15 protein-coding genes and 1 pseudogene are annotated in these 16,801 nt (G+C 66.8%); 9 read left to right on the top strand and 7 right to left on the bottom strand.

Annotation, left to right across the window (positions count from 1 at the left end; genetic code table 11):
* Positions 1-52: 52 nt before the first annotated feature.
* Both QRM89_RS18000 and QRM89_RS17995 read right to left on the bottom strand, forming a co-directional pair.
* Positions 53-766, bottom strand: coding sequence for a response regulator transcription factor (locus tag QRM89_RS18000; protein WP_014506728.1), 714 nt, complete (start codon positions 764-766; stop codon positions 53-55).
* Between the two features lie 99 nt (positions 767-865).
* Entirely contained in the window at positions 866-1,534 is a 669-nt protein-coding gene (locus QRM89_RS17995; protein WP_285448643.1) for an arylesterase, read from the bottom strand.
* 103 nt (positions 1,535-1,637) lie between these two features.
* Between QRM89_RS17995 and QRM89_RS17990 the strand changes: the two genes are divergently transcribed.
* The 7 genes from QRM89_RS17990 (at position 1,638) to QRM89_RS17960 (ending at position 9,029) form a co-directional block, all read left to right on the top strand.
* A complete protein-coding gene (locus QRM89_RS17990) occupies positions 1,638-2,246 on the top strand; it encodes an ATP-binding cassette domain-containing protein (protein WP_256267867.1) in 609 nt (202 codons plus the stop codon).
* Complete coding sequence (locus QRM89_RS17985) at positions 2,243-4,726, top strand: FtsX-like permease family protein (protein ID WP_014506726.1); 2,484 nt, start codon at positions 2,243-2,245, stop codon at positions 4,724-4,726. Before QRM89_RS17990 ends, QRM89_RS17985 begins: the two co-directional genes overlap by 4 nt.
* Before the next feature lie 148 nt (positions 4,727-4,874).
* On the top strand, positions 4,875-5,777 hold the full coding sequence (locus tag QRM89_RS17980; RefSeq protein WP_285448642.1) for a TauD/TfdA family dioxygenase: 903 nt from the start codon (positions 4,875-4,877) through the stop codon (positions 5,775-5,777).
* A gap of 45 nt (positions 5,778-5,822) precedes the next feature.
* Positions 5,823-6,866 (top strand): ABC transporter substrate-binding protein, encoded by a 1,044-nt coding sequence (locus QRM89_RS17975; RefSeq protein WP_285448641.1) that lies wholly within the window; start codon positions 5,823-5,825, stop codon positions 6,864-6,866.
* A gap of 3 nt (positions 6,867-6,869) precedes the next feature.
* Positions 6,870-7,709 (top strand): ABC transporter ATP-binding protein, encoded by an 840-nt coding sequence (locus QRM89_RS17970; protein WP_285448640.1) that lies wholly within the window; start codon positions 6,870-6,872, stop codon positions 7,707-7,709.
* Positions 7,706-8,587 carry an ABC transporter permease gene (locus tag QRM89_RS17965; RefSeq protein WP_285448639.1) on the top strand — a complete coding sequence of 294 codons (882 nt, stop codon included), beginning with the start codon at positions 7,706-7,708 and terminating at the stop codon, positions 8,585-8,587. The genes QRM89_RS17970 and QRM89_RS17965 overlap by 4 nt, the downstream gene beginning before the upstream one ends.
* 88 nt (positions 8,588-8,675) lie before the next feature.
* Positions 8,676-9,029: a DMT family protein gene (locus QRM89_RS17960; protein ID WP_011036007.1), complete on the top strand. Its 354-nt coding sequence runs from the start codon at positions 8,676-8,678 to the stop codon at positions 9,027-9,029.
* 242 nt (positions 9,030-9,271) lie between these two features.
* Here QRM89_RS17960 and QRM89_RS17955 read toward each other — a convergent pair.
* The 4 genes and pseudogenes from QRM89_RS17955 to QRM89_RS17940 all read right to left on the bottom strand — a co-directional run.
* Positions 9,272-10,138, bottom strand: a pseudogene (locus QRM89_RS17955) (DUF6607 family protein); the annotation flags it as partial.
* Positions 10,139-10,166: 28 nt separating this feature from the next.
* Complete coding sequence (locus QRM89_RS17950; protein ID WP_285448638.1) at positions 10,167-10,808, bottom strand: Hemin transport protein; 642 nt, start codon at positions 10,806-10,808, stop codon at positions 10,167-10,169.
* A gap of 5 nt (positions 10,809-10,813) precedes the next feature.
* Positions 10,814-13,045 carry a TonB-dependent hemoglobin/transferrin/lactoferrin family receptor gene (locus QRM89_RS17945; protein ID WP_285448637.1) on the bottom strand — a complete coding sequence of 744 codons (2,232 nt, stop codon included), beginning with the start codon at positions 13,043-13,045 and terminating at the stop codon, positions 10,814-10,816.
* A 144-nt stretch (positions 13,046-13,189) separates the two neighbouring features.
* Entirely contained in the window at positions 13,190-13,429 is a 240-nt protein-coding gene (locus QRM89_RS17940) for a hemin uptake protein HemP (RefSeq protein ID WP_172666304.1), read from the bottom strand.
* Here QRM89_RS17940 and QRM89_RS17935 point away from each other — a divergent pair.
* Positions 13,376-13,717, top strand: coding sequence for a hypothetical protein (locus QRM89_RS17935; protein ID WP_285448677.1), 342 nt, complete (start codon positions 13,376-13,378; stop codon positions 13,715-13,717). The genes QRM89_RS17940 and QRM89_RS17935 overlap by 54 nt on opposite strands.
* 190 nt (positions 13,718-13,907) lie before the next feature.
* Here QRM89_RS17935 and QRM89_RS17930 read toward each other — a convergent pair whose 3' ends face one another.
* Positions 13,908-14,876: an aldo/keto reductase gene (locus QRM89_RS17930; RefSeq protein WP_285448636.1), complete on the bottom strand. Its 969-nt coding sequence runs from the start codon at positions 14,874-14,876 to the stop codon at positions 13,908-13,910.
* Between the two features lie 593 nt (positions 14,877-15,469).
* Between QRM89_RS17930 and QRM89_RS17925 the strand changes: the two genes are divergently transcribed.
* Positions 15,470-16,768 carry a nucleoside transporter gene (locus QRM89_RS17925; RefSeq protein ID WP_011036001.1) on the top strand — a complete coding sequence of 433 codons (1,299 nt, stop codon included), beginning with the start codon at positions 15,470-15,472 and terminating at the stop codon, positions 16,766-16,768.
* The last annotated feature ends 33 nt before the right edge of the window (positions 16,769-16,801 follow it).

The following is a 16,801-nucleotide window of genomic DNA, read 5'->3' as shown; positions in this document are numbered from 1 at the left end:
CGTGGGCGCCTTGAGGAACAGCCGGCTGCCAGGCGGCAGCCGGCCAGCGACATCAGGCCATCGGCTGTGCGATGTCGGCAATGCGATAGCCAGCGCTCTGCACGGTGTGCAGCAGCGGGCGATCGAACGGCTTGTCGATGATCTTGCGCAGGTTGTACAGATGGCTGCGCAAGGTGTCCGAGTCCGGCAGGCCGTTGCCCCAGATCTCGCGTTCGATTTCCTGACGCGTCACCACGCGCGGCGATTCGCGCATCAGGATGGTCAGCAGGCGCAGACCGATCGGCGACAGCTGCAGCTCGGTGCCGGCACGGGTGGCGCGCATGCTGACCGGATCCAGCACCAGGTCGGCGACCTTGAGCACTTCCGAACCCACCTGGCGGCGCTCGCGACGGATCAGGGCACGCAGGCGTGCTTCCAGTTCCTGGATCGCGAACGGCTTGGTCAGGTAGTCGTCGGCGCCGAAGCCCAGACCGGTGAGCTTGTCGTCCAACGTGTCGCGTGCGGTCAGCATCAGCACCGGGGTCGACTTGCGTGCGTCGTTACGCAGGCGGCGGCAGACTTCGATACCGTCCAGGCGCGGCAGCATGAGGTCCAGCACCACCACGTCATAGCTGTTTTCGGCGGCCAGACGGTAGCCGTCCAGTCCGTCCACGGCATAGTCGACCTCGAAGCCGCGGCCTTCCAGGTACTCGCCGATCATTTCTGAGATATTGCGATTGTCTTCGACGACCAGCACGAGGCCGGACGTTTCCTTGGTCTGACGCATGGACTTTCCTCGGTCTTCAGCTTTGTGAAACATGCCGGATTGGCGGTGGAAATGGCGTGAAGACTTCGCGTCGGATTCGGGTCGCTCGAGGCCGCTTGCTCAGGGCCTGAGCAGCGGCTGCAGTGCTGGCCAGACCGTTTCCAGCACCTTGGGCTGTGCGGCGGCGGTGGGGTGTAGACCGTCGGCCTGCATCAGGCCCGGCTGCAGGGCGACCTTCTCAAGAAAGAACGGCACCAGCGCGGTCTGGTATTGCTTGGACAGGTCGGCATAGGTCGCTTTCAACCGCTCGCGATAGGCCGGGCCATAGTTGGGCGGCACATCGATGCCCAGCAGCAAGACCTTCGCGCCCGCCTGACGGCTGAGCTGGATCATCTTCTCCAGGTTGCCCTTGAGCTGGGCCGGCGTGAGGCCGCGCAAGGCATCGTTGCCACCCAACTCGATGACGACCACGCCGGGGCGGTGCTTTTGCAGCAGCCCAGGCAGCCGGGTCAAGGCGCCGGAGGTGGTTTCGCCGCTGATGCTGGCATTGACGACCGGCGGTGGCGTCGCCATGTCACGCTTCAGGCGCTGGTCCAGCAGGGTGACCCAGCCGGACTGCACCGGGATGTTGTGCGCGGCGCTCAGGCTGTCACCCACCACCAGGATCGGCGCGGCAGTGGCCGGACTTTTGGCAGAGGCAATCCCCGGCGCAAGCAGGGAGAGTGTCAGCAGCCACAGGCTCATCACGCTGTACCGCAGTGTTCTTTCACGCATTCGGAGATTCCTCATCGACAGTCTGGCCCCCCACTCCAGCACCCGTACCGCCATCGACGTCCGCGAGGTCGGCAAGTCCGTCAGCGGACCGGAGGGAACACTCCACATCCTCGACAACATCAGCTTGACGGTCAGTGAAGGCGACAGTATCGCCATCGTCGGCGCCTCGGGGTCAGGCAAGACCACCCTGCTCGGCCTGCTCGCCGGGCTGGACCTGCCCAGCCGCGGCAGCATCGCGCTGGCCGGGCAGGACCTGGGCCAGCTCGACGAGGAGGCGCGCGCGGCCCTGCGCGCCCGCGAGGTGGGCTTCGTATTCCAGAGCTTCCACCTGCTGCCAGCGCTGACGGCCGAAGAGAACATCGCGCTGCCGTTGGAACTGGCCGGGCGCGAAGATCCGGCGCGGGTGCGCGAGGTGCTGCAGGCGGTCGGCCTGAGCGCGCGTGCGCGGCATTACCCACGCCAGCTCTCCGGCGGCGAGCAGCAACGCGTGGCGCTGGCGCGCGCGTTCGTGGCCAAGCCGCGCATTCTGTTTGCCGATGAGCCCACCGGCAGCCTGGACCAGGCCACCGGCGCGCAGATCAGCGACCTGCTGTTCGCGCTCAATGCCACCAGCGAGACCACGCTGGTGCTGGTCACCCACGACATGACCCTGGCGCAGCGCTGCCGCCACATCTACCGCATCGATGGCGGGCGCCTGCACGCGCAGCAGCCCGGCGCGGCGGCATGAACGTCCTCAAACAGGCCGCACGTGCGGTGCGCCGCGAGTTCCTGGCCGGCGACCTGCTGACCGTCTTTGCCGCGCTGGTGCTGGGCGTGGCGGTGATGACCGCCGTGGGCACGCTGGTGGACCGCGTCACCCTGGCGCTGACATCCAGCGCAGCCGAAGTGCTGGGCGGCGACCTGGGCGTCACCGGGCGCCAGGAGATTCCCGCCTCCTTTGCCGACGAAGCGCAGCGGCGCGGGCTGCAGACCACCCGCCTGGTCAGCTTCCCCAGCGTGTTGTTCCATGGCGAATCCAGCCAGATGGCCAACATTCGCGGCGTCGGCGCCGGGTATCCCCTGCGCGGCGAGCTGCTGGTATCCAAGGACGCGGCAGGCACGCAAGCGCAGGCATCTTCGGCACCGCCGCCGGGCCAGGCCTATGCCGATCCGCGCCTGCTCGATGCGCTGGGTCTGCGCGTTGGCGAACAGCTGGAATTTGGCGCCGGCCATCTCACCATCACCGGCGTGTTGCGTGCCGAACCCGACGCCTCCGGCGAGCTGATGCAGCTGTCGCCGCCGTTGCTGGTCAACCGCGCAGATATCGATCGCGCCGGACTGCTCGGCCCGGGCAGCCGCGCCTCCTACCGGTTGATGTTTGCCGGTACGCCGCAAGCCATTGCCGACCTGCGCGCCTGGCTCAAGCCGCGCGCCAGCGAATACCGGCTGGTCGGCATCGAAGACACCCAGCGCGGCATGCGCGCCGCGTTCGACCGGGCGGGCCGTTTCCTGGCCCTGTCGGCGTTGCTGGCGGTGTTGCTGTCGGGCGTGGCAACCGCGCTGGCAGCGAACCGGTTTGCGATGCGCCGCATCGACACCGTGGCCGTGCTGCGCTGCCTGGGTGCGCGCCAGCGCGACATCCTGGCGATGCTGTCGCTGCAGTTGCTGTTGACCGCGATCCCGGCCTGCCTGGTGGGCATCGGCCTGGGCATGCTGGCGCAGGAAGGCCTGGTGCAGGCGCTGGGCAGCCTGATCCCGAACCGGCTGCCACTGCCGCAGGCCACCCCGGCCCTGGCGGGCGCGGGCATCGGTTTGGTGCTGCTGCTGGGCTTCGGGCTGCCGCCGCTGTTGCGGCTGCGCAATGTGCCGCCAATGCGCGTGCTCAACCGCAGCTTTGCCGCCGTGCCGCCGAGCTCCTTGCTGGTCTACGCCGCTGCGTTGGCGGCAACCCTGGCGCTGACCGTCTATGCCACCGGCAACCTGGTGCTGGCCGGCTGGGTATTGGGCGGATTGGCCGCACTGGCCGTGGTGGCGATGCTGCTCGGCCTGGGCCTGCTGGCGGCACTACGGCCGATTCAGCACCGCCTGCGCGGCGCCTGGAAGCTGGGCCTGGCCTCGCTGACCCGGCGCCGGGGGCTGAGCGTGGTGCAGTTGGTGGGGCTTTCGCTGTCGTTGTGCGCGCTGTTGTTGCTGGCCGTGGTCGGCCCCGGCCTGCTCGGGCAATGGCGCGACCGCCTGCCGGTGGACACGCCCAACTACTTCCTGATGAACATCCAGCCCGAGCAGACCGAACCGGTGCTGCAAACCTTGCGCAGCCTCGGCGTGGAAGGTGCAGCGGTGGAGCCGTTTTCGACCGGGCGGCTGGTGGCGATCAACGACAAGCCACCGCTGCGCGGCGATCGCGATCCGCAGGACGATGGCGACGGCGACAACCGCCCGGTGAACTTCTCCTGGCGGCATGCCTTTCCGCCGGCAAACACGTTATTGCAGGGGAAATTTTGGAGTGCCGACAGCACGGCGCCGGAGGCCTCGGTGGAAGAAGGCTGGGCGCAGCGCTACCAACTCAAGCTGGGCGACCGCATCACCTTGTTGCTGGGCGAACAACAGCGCAGCTTCACCGTGACCAGCATCCGCAAGGCCGATTGGGATTCGTTCCGGGTCAACTTCTTCCTGCTGCTCAACCAGGGCGCCGTGGGCGATGCACCGTACAACCTGATTTCCAGCTTCCACCTGCCGCCGGGCAACGCGCCCAAGCTGGCCACGCTCAGCCGCGATTACCCGAACATCTCGGTGCTGGATATCGACGCCATCCTGGGCCGGGTGCGCGAGGTGATTGATCAGGTGGCGCAGGCGGTGCAGTTGGTGATGGGCTTCAGCCTGCTGGCCGGCGTGCTGGTGTTGCTGGCGGCATTGCAGGCCACCGCAGGCGAACGCCGTTACGACAGCGCCGTGCTGCGCACGCTGGGCGCACGGCGCGGCCAGTTGCGTGGTGCGGTGCTGGTGGAATTCGGTGCGTTGGGCCTGCTGGCGGCGCTGTTGGCAGTCACGGCCGCAGCGGTGATCGGTGCAGTGGTCGGGCAGCAGGCGTTCGAGATCGCGCTGACTCCGGATTGGCCACGCCTGCTGATTGGCGGCGCGTTCGGCCTGGCGCTGAGCCTGCTCGCCGGTTGGTCCGGGACGCGGCGCATTTTGTCCACGCCACCGGCGTTGGCCTTACGCACGCAGTAACACCCCGGCGGACCGCCGTCGCTGCATATATCCGCAGTGCATGACGAAGTTGCCAATGGTTGGTTCGCAGCCTGGCAACGACTGCCTAGAGTGAGGTGTCTGGTCGCCGGCATGCCGGCGGCCCTTCATTGCCTCCGAGGTGTTCGTCATGGCCAGTGCCACATCCGCAGCGCGCGCGCCCATACCGCGCGGCCACGCGTCCGGCGTGCAGATCGTGCCCTTCGATGCGCCCCTGGGTGCGGAAGTCATCGGCCTGGCGTTGTCGCAGCCACTGGATGCAGACACGTTCGCGCGCATTCACCGCGCGCACCTGGACCACCACGTGCTGGTGTTCCGCGATCAACGCATCACCCCGGCGCAGCAGGTCGAATTCAGCCGGCGGTTCGGCCCGTTGCAGATCCATGTGCTGCGCAATTTCCAGCTGTGCGGGCATCCGGAAGTGCTGGTGGTGTCCAACATCAAGGAAAACGGCCAGCCCATCGGGCTTGGTGATGCCGGCCATTACTGGCACTCGGATCTGTCGTACAAGGAAACGCCTAGCCTGGGCTCGCTGCTGCACGCGCAGGAGCTTCCGGCCGAGGGTGGCGACACCTTGTTCGCCAATCAGCATCTGGCCTGGCAGACCCTGCCAGACACACTCAAACGCGCGGTGGAAGGCCGGCAGGCCGAGCACAGTTATCTCGCCAAGTACGAGGAACTGCGTGCGCGCAACCCGTGGCGCCCGGCGTTGACGGCCGAGCAGATTGCCGAAGTCACACCGGTGCAGCATCCGATCGTGCGCACGCACCCGGAAACCGGCCGCAAGGCGCTGTTTGTCAGCGAACACTTCACCACCCGCATCGTCGGCTTGCCGGACGACGAAAGCCACGCGTTGCTGCAGGCGCTGTTTGACCACAGCACGCGCGACGCGCTGGTGTATCGCCACCGCTGGCAGCCGCACGACATGGTGTTCTGGGACAACCGCTCGGTGATGCATCTGGCGGCCGGCACGCCAGACCATCTGCGTCGCCGGCTCAATCGCACCACCATCGAAGGCGACGTGCCGTTCTGACCTGCACGCACGCCGTTTCCCTCCCCTTCCCCACTGGAGCGTCGCATGCGCTTGACTGTTGTTGGTGACGCTATCCCCCATCGCCGCAAGACACCCCGCCTGGCCTGGCTGCTGCTGGCCGCGTTGCCGCTGCTGCACAGCGCGCACGCGCAGGCCGAAGGAAAACTGCGCATCGCCAAGCAATTCGGCATCGTGTATCTGCTGCTGGACGTGGCGCAAGACCAGAAGCTCATCGAGCAGCAGGGCAAGGCCGCCGGCGTGGACATCGATGTGCAGTTCCTGCAGCTGTCTGGCGGCGCGGCCGTGAACGATGCCTTGCTCACCGGGTCGATCGACATTGCCGGTGCCGGCGTCGGCCCGTTGTTCACCATCTGGGACCGCACCCGTGGCCGCCAGAACGTGCGCGGCGTTGCATCGCTGGGCAACTTTCCGTACTACCTGATCAGCAACAATCCGCGTATCAAGAGCATCGGCGACTTCACGCCACAGGACCGCATCGCGGTGCCGGCCACCGGCGTGTCGGTGCAGTCGCGCTTCCTGCAGCATGCCTCGCAACAGCGCTGGGGCGACAAGGGCACCCATCAGCTCGATCCGCTGCAGGTGGCGTTGCCGCATCCGGATGCCGCGGCGGCCATTATTCGTGGCCGTACCGAGATCACCGCGCACTTCGCCAGCCCGCCGTTTCAGGAGCAGGAACTGGCGCGCAACCCGGCCGCGCATATCGTGACCAGCTCCTACGACATCGAAGGCGGCCCATCGTCGGCCACGGTGTTGTACGCCACCGAAAAGTTCCGCCGCGACAACCCCAAGACCTATCGCGCCTTTGTCGCTGCGCTGGATCAGGCCGCACGCTACGTCACCGCGCATCCGGAGCAGGCCGCCGACATCTTCCTGCGCCGCAACGGCTCGGGCATCGACCGCGCGCTGGTGCTGCAGATCCTCAAGGACCCCAAGGTGCAATTCACCGTGGTGCCGCAAAACACGCTAAAGCTGGGCACCTTCATGCAGCGCAGCGGTGCGATCAAGCAGGTGCCTGCCAAGGTGGGCGACTACTTCTTCGACGACCCGTTGATCGCGGGCGGGAGCTGAGTGATGACCACCGCCGCGCCACTGCTGCAGGTCGATAACGTCAGCCTGGAATACGCCTCCGCGCAGCGCGTGGTCCGTGCCACGCATCGGGTGCGTTTCGACGTGCACGCGGCGGATCGCTTCGTGCTGCTTGGTCCGTCGGGCTGCGGCAAATCCACCTTGCTCAAGGCGGTGGCCGGCTTCGTGACGCCGCGCGAAGGCCAGATCCGGCTAGATGGCGCAGCCGTCACCGGGCCGGGGCCGGACCGGGTGGTGGTGTTCCAGGAATTCGACCAGCTGGCGCCCTGGAAGACGGTGCGCGAGAACGTGGTGTTCGGCCTGCGCGCCACCCGCACCCTATCGCGCGCCGAAGCACGTGAGCGCGCCGACGAGAGCCTGGCGCAAGTGGGACTGACCGGTTTTGCCGATGCCTACCCGCACACCTTGTCCGGCGGCATGAAGCAACGCGTGGCCATTGCACGTGCGCTGGCGATGCGCCCGCGCGTGCTGCTGATGGACGAACCGTTCGCCGCACTGGATGCGCTCACCCGTGCACGCATGCAGGAGCAGGTGCTGGAGTTGTGGGAACAACTGCGCTTCACGCTGCTGTTCGTCACCCATTCCATCGAGGAAGCATTGGTGGTGGGCAACCGCGTGCTGCTGTTGTCGCCGCATCCCGGCCAGGTGCGAGCCGAACTCAACGCGCATGCGTTCGGCCCGCAGAGCGCCGGCAGCGTGGCGTTCCAGCAGACCGCGCAGCGCATTCACCGGCTGTTGTTCGATCTTCCCGATGCCGCCCTGGACGATGCCAAGGTGGCGCCGCTGCGCAGGCCGGCCGTGCTTCAACGCGAGGCCTTGCCATGAGCACGCGCAGCACGGCGTTGCCGGCCACCCCGCCGGTGCGGCCGGAATACGAAGTCGCGCTGCAGTCGCTGGATCCGGCGCTGCTGCAGGTGCATGCACAGGCGCGTTGGCAGGCGCCTGGCTGGTTGCGCAAGGCGCTGGTGCTGGCGGTGCTGGTGGCCGCCTGGTACGTGGCCGCGCGCGTGGTGGCCGACGATCTGATGCTGCCAAGCCCGTGGCAGACCGCGCAGGCGTTCTACACCGGCCTGCTGTCGGGCGAATTGCTGCGCCGGGTCGGCACCTCGTTGCGGGTGCTGGCACAAGGCTACGTGGTGGGCGTGGTGCTGGCCTTCGTGCTGACCGCATTGGCCGCCTCCACGCGCTGGGGTCGCGATCTGCTGGGCACGCTGACGGCCATGTTCAATCCGCTGCCGGCGATCGCGCTGCTGCCGCTGGCGCTGCTGTGGTTTGGCCTGGGCACCGGCAGCCTGGTGTTCGTGCTGGTGCATTCGGTGCTGTGGCCGCTGGCGCTGACCACCTACGCCGGGTTCCAGGCGGTGCCGGACACCCTGCGCATGGCTGGCCGCAACTACGGCCTGCGCGGCCCGCGCTACGTGGTGCAGTTGCTGATTCCTGCGGCCCTGCCGGCGATCCTGTCCGGGCTGAAGATCGGCTGGGCATTTGCCTGGCGCACCCTGATCGCCGCCGAGCTGGTGTTCGGTGCCACATCCGGGCAAGGCGGGCTGGGCTGGTACATCTTCCAGAACCGCAACGAGCTGTACACCGACCGCGTGTTCGCCGGCCTGGCCATGGTGATCGCGTTGGGGCTACTGGTGGAGGGCGTTGTGTTCCAGGCGATCGAACGACTGACGGTGCGCCGCTGGGGCATGCAACGCTGAACCCTGCTGTGGCCCAGGCCGGCATGGTCGCGTGCGCTTAACGAGGCTGGCTTATGCTGCCCGCCCCGTCCTGCCGCCGCCTGCCGTCATGCCTACCGCGCCCTTCACCGCCTACCTGTATCCGATCCTGCTGCTGCTCGCCAGCAACGTCTTCATGACCTTCGCGTGGTACGGGCATCTGAAGTACAAGAGCACGCCGCTGATGATCGCGATCCTGGTCAGCTGGGGCATCGCCTTCTTCGAATACTGCCTGCAGGTGCCGGGTAACCGCCTGGGCAGCGCGGTGTATTCCGCGCCGCAGCTCAAGGGCATGCAGGAAGTGATCACCCTGCTGGTGTTCGCCGGGTTCTCGACGTTCTACCTGGGCCAGTCGTTGAAGTGGAACCACTGGGCCGCGTTCGGGTTGATCCTGGTCGCGGCGTTTTTGATGTTCAAGGAATAAACCCGTCTTGCACGTAGGAGCGCGCTTGCGCGCGATGGGCCGTACTCGGGAATGCCCTTCGCGCGCGAGCGCGCTCCTACGATACCGGCATGTCTGGTTGGCGATGCACGCCTAGTTCGCTGGTTCCACCCCACTGTGTGAGAACCACATCGATGCAGTGGAATCACTGGGCCGCGTTCGGGCTGACCCTGGTGGCGGCGTTCTTGATGTTCAGGGAATAAACCCGTCTTGCACGTAGGAGCGCGCTTGCCGCCCTGCACCGTCTCGGCCTGTTCGAACATCGGCATGATCATCGCCATGCCGTCCGGCTTGGTTTTCAGATGCAGGCCCGGCGGTGTGTCGAGGAACTTCGCCCAACGCGCACGCACCTTTGTCCAGTAGCCCTGCGTGCCCTTCCAGTACGCATAGGCCGGCGCGAAGTCCACCTCGGTGGTCTTGCGGTAGTCGTTGAAACCGAACTCGCGGGCGATGGCGTCCTGGCTGCCATCGGGCTTGCGCAGCACCTTGGTGTTGAACTGTTCGTGGGTCCAGCCGTTGGGCGTGAGCGTGTGTCGGTTGATGACCGACAACGCGTTGTAGTCGCTGCGTTTGGTGTATTCGCGGCGCGGCAACGGGCGCCAGCTCAGGTCGCTGGTCCAGGTGGGATGTCCCTCGGCATAGTCCCAACGGCCAGTGCCGCAGTAGCGCGGGGCATCGCTGACTTCGAACACGCATTGCGTCCACGCTCCCTGTGTCACGGCCGCAGGCAGCGCGCGCACCTGCCAGGTCTGTTCGGCACTGAACTCGAAACGTTGCGGTGCTTCATAGGTCCAGTCCTGCCGCCAGTGCTTGGTCACATGCTTGGTTTTCTCGTCCACTAGCAGATGCTGCAGCACCACCTTGCGCGGCGAATCCTCCACCACGATGACCACTTCGTTGGCGCCACTGCGCATCGCCGAGGCGCGTTCGTAGCCCGGCTTGAGCAGCACGGTCTCGTCGAAGGCAAAGTCCACGGCGTACTCGCCCTGCATCGCCAGGATGCTGGCACGGTCACGCTGGGTATCGGCGGCAGCCGCCAGCGGCAACAGCGCCAAGGCCGCGGCAAGATAACGGGGAAACGCTCGGATCATCGGAAGGCTCGTCTATAAAGGGTGAACGTCAGCGGCGCAGCCGCAACAAGGAGGCCGTCATGGCCTGCGGATCACTGCCGGTGCCCGGTGCATTGGCGCTGGCAGCAGCATGGCGCAGGGCGGCGGCGCGTGCGCAGCAGCAATCATCCACCGCCACGCGGCCGTCGATGCCTTCTTCGCGCGCCAGGCGTGCGGCCACTTCCGCGCCGAGCGCAGAGACGCTGGCCAGCGTGGCGCCGAGCGGGCGATCGCGGCTACTACCGGCATGCAGCCGCAGCGCGCTCAGCCGCCAGCTGTCGCCACGCATGCGCCCGGCCAGACGCCGCCACAGGCGCTCGCCCACGCCTAGCCCCTGGCCGTCGATCGGCAACGTCGGCAACCGCGAGACCAGCCGATCCCAGGCCAGAAAATCGCTATCGGGCAGCAGGCACAGGCGCCAGCAGCTGCTGCCGTCAGCATCGAAGAACCAGATGCTTTCGCGCAGGCCATCGCTGTCGACCTGGCGGAACGCTGCCGCCGACACCGCATGCTGCCAGCCATCGCGTTCATCGCCGAGCAAAGGGCGATAGATGCACAGCACCGTGCCCAGGGCCATCAGCTGTCGCGGCTGCGGCAAGGCACGATGGGCAGTGCGCGCATGCGCGAGCGGCAATGAGTGGGCGATCGGCATGGCGGCTACCAGCTCACGGCGAGGCTGACCGAGGCGGTACGCCGGGCGCCGGTGAAGCGATCAAGCACCGTGCTGCTGTCCAGCGTGCCGTTGGGCAGCGCGTTCCAGTCGACATAGCGGCGATCGGCGAGATTGAAGATACCGGCGGTGACCTTGGCACCCGGTGCGAATTCCCAGTGGCCCATCAGGTCCAGCGTGGCGTAACCGGCAGGCGTGTAATAGCTGGCCAGTTGCGGGCGGCGCTTGCGCGCCACGAACGTGCCGATCAATTCCGCACCCCAGCGCTCGCTGTCGAACGCCACGCCCAGCGTGCCGCGCAATGGGTCGACCGAATTGAGCGGCGTGTCGTCGGTAAGGTTGTCGCCTTGCGAATACGCCACCGCGCTATTGACCGACCAGCCCTGCCAGCCGGCCAGCGCGCCCAGGTCGACACCGGCACGCGCCTCGGCACCCTTGATCACCACATCGTCCACGTTGCGCGACTGGAACAGCAGCAAGCCTTCGGCGTTGACGCCGGCCGGTGCATACGATTCGATGAAGTTGCGGTAATCGGTGTAATACACGCTGACCCCGAGGTAGCCCACGGTGTCATTGAAGCGCAGGCCGAGCTCGCCACCGCGGCTGGTTTCCGATTTCAGGTCCGGATTGGCGATGGCGGTGTAGCGCGCCTGCAGATTGGTGAAGCCGATATTGACGTCGTTGTACGGCGGCGCGCGAAACCCGTGCGCATAGTTGGCATACGCCGACCACGCATCCGAGAACCGCCACACCGCGCCGAACTTGGGCGACACCTGCTGCTCGTCGATGGTTTCGGCGGCCACGCCCGGATTGTCCTGGCGGAAGATGTCATCCACGCGCGGCGACAGCCGGAAATAATCCACGCGCACGCCGGGAATCAGCGACAACCGCCCGTCCAGCAGCCGCATTTCGTCCTGTGCGTATACGCCCAGCTTGGTGGTCTCGCTCATCGGGAAATCGCGCACGGGGAACAGGTCCTGCCCCACCAGCTTGCTCACCGCACCGTTGGCCAGGTTGAGCGAATACCCATCGCGCTTCTCGCGGGTGTCGGTCCAGGAGCCTTCCAGCCCGTAGGTGATGTCGTGCCGCAGCGTGCCGGTGTCGATCGCCTTGTGCGCATTGACCAACAGGCCGTAGACGCGTTGGTCGAAGTGATGTTCGTTGTGCCGGCGCGTGTTGTTGCCGCGCAACTCGTCGGTGCGCTGCAGGCTTGCGCTGTCCTGGCGGTAGAGCTGCCAGAACAGGTCGTCGGCAAGCGCGGTATCGAGCGCATCCAGTTCGTGGCGCAGCGACACCCGCGCGCGGGTCTGATGGTCGCGGCCGTCCTGCGACAGGATGCGTTGCGATGCGCTGGGGCTGCGCGCATCGATACCGCTCAACGCCTCGATGCGGCCGTCGTCCTCATTGCCCTCCACGGTGAGCTTGAAGCGCTGCTGCGCGTTGGGCGCATACACCAGCTTGCCCAGCACGCTGCGGCCATCGACCTGCTGCGGATTGGGTGCGGTGCGGGTGTAGTTGCGGCTGCGGTTGTCGCCCTGGTTCTGCGCTTCCTGGCCCTGGCGATGGCTCACCGCGACCATGCTGCTCCAGCGCTCGCCACCGAATGCGCCGGTGGCGCCGGCGAACAGGCCGTTCCAGTCGCCTTCGTAGCCGAACTTCAATCCCACATAGCTGTGCTTGTCGGCGCTGAGGTAATCCGACGGATCCTTGGTCACGAAGGCCACCACACCGCCCAGTGCATCGGAGCCATACAGCGAACTGGCCGGGCCACGCACCACCTCGACCCGCTTGAGCGTTTCCAGGTCCACGAAATTGCGGTTGGCGTTGAGATAACTGCCGAAATTGAAGGTGTCCGACACCGGCACGTTGTCGACCAGGATCGCCACGCGGTTGCCATCCAGACCGCGGATGCGCACGCCGCTGGCACCGGTGAAGCGCCCGCTGGTGCTGGTGACCGACACGCCGGGCGTGTAACGGAACAGATCCTTGAGCTCGCGCACCAACTGGTTGTCCAACTGCTCGCGGTCGATCACATCCACGGTGCCCGGCACCTCCACCAAGGCGCGCTGGGTACGCGTGGCGGTGACCTGCAGACGGTCGAAGTCATGCACGTCGCGCGCTGCGGCAGCGCCGGCACCGGCCTCGGCGGCAATGGCGCACAGGGGAACAACGGGCAGCGCCAGTGACAGCGCAACCACCAGCGGATGCAGGCGGATCATCGGTAACCTTTGGGAGAACCCTCGGCCACGCAGACGGCGATCGCCGCGACCGTTGGCCGAGGGTGGAGAGAGAACGCACGGACGGCGATGGCAACGCCCGTGGCAGGCGGCGGAGGCGCGCGCAGGCGCGGCCTTCGCCGGGACTTACTTGGTCAGGATCAACTTGTCGTTGCTGGTGTGGCGCAGGCGATAGATGCGGTCGCCGTGCTGGATCAGCACTTCGCGACGGCCCTTGAGCAGCGCCTCGCTGCTGATGAGGTCTTCGGCGGGAACGGCACGCGGCGCAGCGCGGTCGCGCAGGTTGACCGGTTCGGAGCGGAGCAGCACGGGGTGAGCGGTCATGATCTGGATCTCCAGTCGGTTGGCCAGACAAATAATAACCATTCTCATTTATTGATCAAGAGCCATTCTCATTTGAATGGCTGGATCTTTGCATTGGGTCATGTTTTTCGATTGGAATTATCAATCGAAACTCGGCATCTGGCGTGCATGTGCGCAGCGAAGCGCATCTCGTATGCCGCATCAGGCTTGCGGCAACGAGCCGCTGCGTGGCTGGCAGTGGCTCAGGCAAGACCCTATCGCCGGACCTGGTGTCCTGCGGTCATGGTCGCTCACTACGGCAACGATGGACTGCTTGCCATTAATGGCGCGCGCAGCGCTCGCACCAGCTGACCGACACCGCCGCTCAGCGCTGGATCTGCGGGCGGAATTGGGGACGCGCGCAGGCCGTGCGTGCGTCCAAACCGGCCTGGGCGGGACCATGCGCTCGACGCCAGCGGCCGGGCCGTTCCGGAAACAAACCACCCGTTGGCCAGGACCCCAACACCGCCACCAAGCGCTGCGACGTCCCAGCCGTGCCGCTTCAACGCGTGGCTGCGTCCACCTGCGCCCAGCCGGCGGCATCCACCTGCTCCAGGGTCTGCAATGCGGCCAGGTTTTCTTCCAGTTGCGCGACCCGGCTGGCGCCGAGGATCACCGTGGACACATGCGGGTTGCGCAGGCACCAGGCGATCGCAAGCCGCGCCGGCGACTGCCCCAGCTCGGCCGCCACGGCGCTGAATGCACGCGCGCGCTCGAGCCGCCGGCTTTCCGGTGTGCCCAGCACTTCGTCCTGCAGCCAGGCATTGCCGGGCTGGCCCAGGCGGCTGTCGGCATCCACGCCGGCGTTGTACTTGCCGGTCAGCAGACCAGAGGCCAACGGCGACCAGATCGTGGTGCCCAGGCCGGCCTCGCACAGCGGCGCGTATTCCTGCTCCAGGCGGCTGCGGTGCAGCAGGTTGTACTGCGGCTGCTCCATCGCCGGCGCATGCAGGTGTTCGCGCGCGGCGATCTCCAGTGCAGTGCGCAGCTGCTCGGCGCCCCACTCGGAGGTGCCCCAGTACAGCACCTTGCCCTGGCGGATCAGCGCGTCCATGGCGCGTACGGTTTCCTGGATCGGGGTGTCCGGGTCGGGTCGGTGGCAGAAGTACAGGTCCAGGTAGTCCACCCGCAGCCGGCGCAGCGCGGCATGGCAGGCGTCGGTGACGTGCTTGCGCGACAATCCGCGCTGGGTGGGCCGCGGGTCGCCCACCGCACCGAAGAACACCTTGCTGGACACGCAGTAGCCATCGCGCGGCAGCCGCAGGTCGCCGATCACATCGCCCATGACCTCCTCGGCGCGCCCGCGTGCATAGACCTCGGCGTTGTCGAAGAAATTGACCCCGTTGTCCCACGCTGCGGCGATCAGGTTGCGCGCCTCGCTGCGGCCGATCTGCTTGCCGAAGGTGACCCAGGCACCGAACGACAAGGCCGACAATTGCAGCCCGGTGGATCCCAGACGACGGTAATGCATTGGCAGACTCCAGCAGCCTCCGGCGCACCGCGCCCCGGACCGGCGTGCGCAGTGTAGGAGATGGCGTTGGATTGGGGATTGGGGATTGGGGATTGGGGAATCGGGAATCGGGAATCGGGAATCGGGAATCGGGTGCAGCGTTGCAGGTTGGCGGCGAGCCAGCCAGGCACCAGAGACCAAGCGCTGCCCGAAATGTGTGGGCAGCCTGGTGGCCGCAGGCGAACGCCGCCCGCTTGTGGGTCCGGGTTGCACGCATGCGCGGCTGCCGGCATCCACCTCCACATCTTCCAGGCGTCACCCCGGCGCTTCAAACGCATTTCGCTCAGTTGCGCACATGCTCCGCTCACTCGAACGGCCGGCGCTCCTGAAGGCCATCAGCGCGCCGCCCCCCCCACCTTCACGCCACGCGCCAGCACCCGCAGCGCACCGGCCGATTTGCGCACGGCCGCCGGCACCGCGGCACCGGGCGCGATCGCCCTGCCCGATGCGCCACGCTCTGCGGCCGGCGGCGGCGTCTGAACACCCCTCGCCTTGCCCACCGACACCCCCTGCTCTAGGCTTCTCGTTTTGCCGTCAGCAGCCCGGGGATTGGAATGGTCGAAGGTTTGGGGAGGATCGGGTTCGGCCTGTTCGGTCTGGTGGTGCTTATCGGCATTACTTGGCTGTTTTCGACCAACCGCCGTGCGATCGACTGGAAGCTGGTCGCCACCGGTCTGTTGTTGCAGATCTCGTTCGCCGCGCTGGTGTTGCTGGTGCCGGGCGGACGCGACGTGTTCGACTCGCTGGGCAAGGGGTTCGTGAAGGTGCTGAGCTTCGTCAATGAGGGGTCCACCTTCATTTTCGGCAACCTGATGAACATCGACAGCTACGGCTTCATCTTTGCGTTCCAGGTATTGCCCACCATCATCTTTTTCTCTGCGCTGATGGGCGTGCTCTACCACCTGGGCGTGATGCAGGTGATCGTGCGGGCGATGGCGTGGGCGATCACCAAGGTGATGCGCGTGTCCGGCGCCGAAACCACCAGCGTGTGCGCCAGCGTGTTCATCGGCCAGACCGAGGCGCCGCTGACGGTGCGCCCGTATATCCCGAAGATGACCCAGTCCGAGCTGCTGACCATGATGATCGGCGGCATGGCGCACATCGCCGGCGGCGTGTTGGCCGCGTACGTAGGCATGCTCGGTGGCAGCGACCCGGCGCAGCAGGCGTTCTATGCCAAGCATCTGCTGGCTGCCAGCATCATGGCCGCGCCGGCAACGCTGGTGGTGGCCAAGCTGCTGGTGCCGGAAACCGGCACCCCGCTGACCCGCGGCACGGTCAAGATGGAAGTGGAAAAGACCACCAGCAACGTCATTGACGCGGCCGCGGCCGGCGCCGGCGATGGCCTGCGCCTGGCGCTGAACATTGGTGCGATGCTGCTGGCCTTCATTGCGCTGATCGCGCTGATCAACGCGCCGCTGACCTGGCTGGGCGAGATCACCGGCGCGGCCGCCGCGCTGGGCCGCCCGACCAACCTGTCGACCATCTTCGGCTACGTGCTCGCACCGGTGGCCTGGGTGATCGGCACGCCGTGGGCGGACGCGACCACGGTCGGTTCGCTGATTGGGCAGAAGGTGGTGATCAATGAGTTCGTCGCCTACACCGAGCTGTCGCAGATCGTGAAGGGCCAGGTGCCCGGCGTGCGCCTGAGCGAGGAAGGCCGGCTGATTGCCACCTATGCGCTGTGCGGCTTCGCCAACTTCAGCTCGATCGCGATCCAGATCGGCGGGATCGGCGGCCTGGCACCGGAACGCCGTCACGATCTGGCCAAGTTCGGCCTGCGCGCGGTGCTCGGCGGTTCGATCGCCACGTTCATGACCGCTACCATTGCCGGGGTGCTGTCGCACTTCGGGTGAGGCGGCGCCGGTTCATCGGCGTGCCGGTCTAAT

Source organism: Xanthomonas sp. LMC-A-07 (assembly GCF_030208825.1).
Classification (GTDB): domain Bacteria; phylum Pseudomonadota; class Gammaproteobacteria; order Xanthomonadales; family Xanthomonadaceae; genus Xanthomonas; species Xanthomonas campestris.
Note: the sequence above shows the minus strand (reverse complement) of the source record. Positions and strands in the feature narration are given on the sequence as shown.